The sequence below is a fragment of the Succinimonas sp. genome, assembly GCF_045225735.1.
Taxonomy (GTDB): domain Bacteria; phylum Pseudomonadota; class Gammaproteobacteria; order Enterobacterales; family Succinivibrionaceae; genus Succinimonas.
In genome coordinates, this window is record NZ_JBGVBR010000046.1 from 1 (window position 1) to 2,685 (window position 2,685).

The window sequence follows — 2,685 nt, forward strand, 5'->3', positions numbered from 1 at the left end:
GCGCCCATCAGAATGCACTGGACGATCAGCAGGGCCAGATAATAAATGCTGCCTCCGAAAAGACCGATGCTGGCCACTGTGATAAAAACACCGGTCTGGACAATCAGCACAAGGATCAGCGGAATCATGAACGATCTGGTGGACAGGGAAACGATCAGGAAGATCACGACGGCTGTCAGGATGGTGATAAACAGATACTCGTTTCCAAAGGAGCGCGACATTTCAAGATTCATCGCCGAGTTGCCGATCAGATAATAATCTGCTTTGAATTTTTCCCCGCACGCAGCGGAAAGCCTGTCAATAAACCGGAATGTTTCTTCGGCTTCATCCGGATACCTGGTGGTGATGATCATGCGTGAGTGCTGATCCCCTGCCAGCTGCGCTTTCCCGGCAGTCAGCTGCTCCTTCGCATCGGAAAGCGCGGCTTTCGCCTCCTCTCCCAGCAGCGGTGAAAACCGCGGATCATGCTGAACCGTTCCGTACAGGAAGTCGAACAATTCCTCCATTGTCATGGTCCACTTCGGATCACTGTTTTCCAGGCCCGCCTTGTACAGGAACATCAGCTCCAGGGATGTCTCATTCAGATCAGACGAAAAAGCCGAAAACATGTCCGCCATCTGCTTCGGGGTCATCGGATCGTTCCCGGCAAGAAGGCTGACCATTCCGGCGTAATTTCCGATTTGTGAAAGCATCTCCCGCTGCTCCTCACTCATATAGGCCTCAAACATTTCATTCCCGGCAACATGATCGGAAAGGAAGGAAAAAAATTCCGCCGCTGTCATTTTCAGGGGCTGGTCTCCCGCATACCGCAGATAATAGATCATGGAGAGAACATCCCCGTTCAGTTTCATTCCCTCCTGCATTTCAGGCATGTTCTGCGCCATTTCCGCTGCCGTATACGGGGTGGCAAGCGCTGAATAATAACAGGTGACGGATTTGACCATGCTGTCTTCTTCCAGCATGCCGCTGATCCCGGGAATTTCCGGCTCATCATCGTTATGATAGACAAGCACAAGCATATTATCGGCGGGAAAAACCTCCGCCACCGGATCCTCCCGCTGCAGGGTATAAACAATGCCGGTCTGCTGCTGCAGGATGAATGCTCCGGCCAGCACAAGCACAAAGACTGCCGTGATCGCGGTATGTGCTTTATTGGAAAAGGTCGCGAGACCCTTTGTCGGGATTCGGAGGGATTTCTTGGTCGTTTTCCGGATCAGGCTGTCACAGGCAATCAGGATCCCGGGCATAATCACCAGCACGCAGAACATGCTCAGGAATACGCCTTTTGCCAGCACAACTCCCAGATCCGTCCCGATTTTGAAGCTCATAAACACGAGCATCAGGAGCCCGGCCACCGTGGTCATCCCGCTGGAAACGATCGACGGAAAAGCATTGATGACCGCTGTCTTCATGGACGCTGTGATATTGTCGTTTTTTGCCCGTTCCTGTTTGAACCGGTTGCTCAGGATGATGGAATAGTCCATGGAAAGCACCAGCTGCATGATCGCGGACATGGAAGCAGTCACGGTGGAAACGCTCCCCAGAAAGATGTTGGTTCCCTGGTTGATGATCACCGCAAACCCGATGCCCGCGAGAAACAGAAAAGGTTCGATCCATGACCCGCACATGACCAGCAGGATCAGCAGGATGGCGGCAACCCCGCAGAGCAGGATCCACGGCGGCACTTCTGGATTCCCGACGTCGTCATCATGCCAGGCAATCTCATAACCCTGAAATTCATGGTCAAGCGCCTTCTTGATGGATTTCATTTCGGCCGACTTGTAGCCGGCATCCGTGCTGACGACAAACAGCGTGTGGTCGTCCCGGTTATAATCCGGATCATCTGCCTGCCAGGTGACATCCGTCACATACGGAATGTTTTGCAGCCTGACGCGGATGTCTTCTTTTTCCTCCGGGTTCAGGTGGTCAAACATAACGCGGATTGTCTGACTGGTCTGCGCTTCGGGAAATTCGGCCGCCATGATGTCGATTCCCTGTTTCATGGCAGATTTGTCCGGCAGGTATTTTGTCAGATCTTCGTTAATTTCGACTTTTGTGAGCAAAAACGCGCTGACAGCCGCTATGAGCAGCATCAGAACAAAGACTGCCCGCCGGTGATCAACGACAAATGATGCCAGTTTTCTTTTCATCCATATTGCCTCATATGATTTCATCGCATCGTTTGTTTCTTCCTCTTTAGAGTATACCACAACACAGCCAATTCCCCAAACCAATTCCAAAAAAGCAGCGGGAATCATTTCCCGCCGGTATGGATTATTTCAGATAACCTTCCCTTGCCCGAATGCCAAATCGTTTTTCCAACAGATGCATCTGTTCGGTCGGGATCGTGCGCAGCACTTTCCCCATATCCAGGTATTCCGCAACTTCTTTTTCGTCCAGCATCAGGCTGATGTTACCGCCGTTGCGCTCGTCCCAGCCATGATCGTACATTTTCGTTGTCGTGCGGATCATTTCCACCATAAAGGGCGCTTCCAGAATATTCTTCATTTCCTGTTCACCAGCACTTTCTCTTCATATTCCTCGATCTGCGGATACCACTCGCCGTCGGCAGGTTTCCCGCAGCTGCGGCAATACTCGTCCCAAATTTCCCCGAATGGCAGGGTCTTCAGTTCTTCCTGCAGGACCATCAGCTTGCTGAACTGTCCGGCATCCTGAAGGGCTTTC

At 51.9% G+C, this 2,685-nt stretch carries 3 protein-coding genes; all 3 read right to left on the bottom strand.

Features of this window, described 5'->3' with window-relative positions:
* On the bottom strand, positions 1 to 2,150 hold a 2,150-nt coding region (locus ACJROR_RS01710; protein WP_406545588.1), incomplete at its 3' end, for an MMPL family transporter.
* A 124-nt stretch (positions 2,151 to 2,274) separates the two neighbouring features.
* A complete protein-coding gene (locus tag ACJROR_RS01715; RefSeq protein WP_406545589.1) occupies positions 2,275 to 2,508 on the bottom strand; it encodes a hypothetical protein in 234 nt (77 codons plus the stop codon).
* A partial coding sequence (locus ACJROR_RS01720; RefSeq protein ID WP_406545590.1) for an L-rhamnose isomerase occupies positions 2,505 to 2,685 on the bottom strand: 181 nt, incomplete at its 5' end. The genes ACJROR_RS01715 and ACJROR_RS01720, both read right to left, overlap by 4 nt.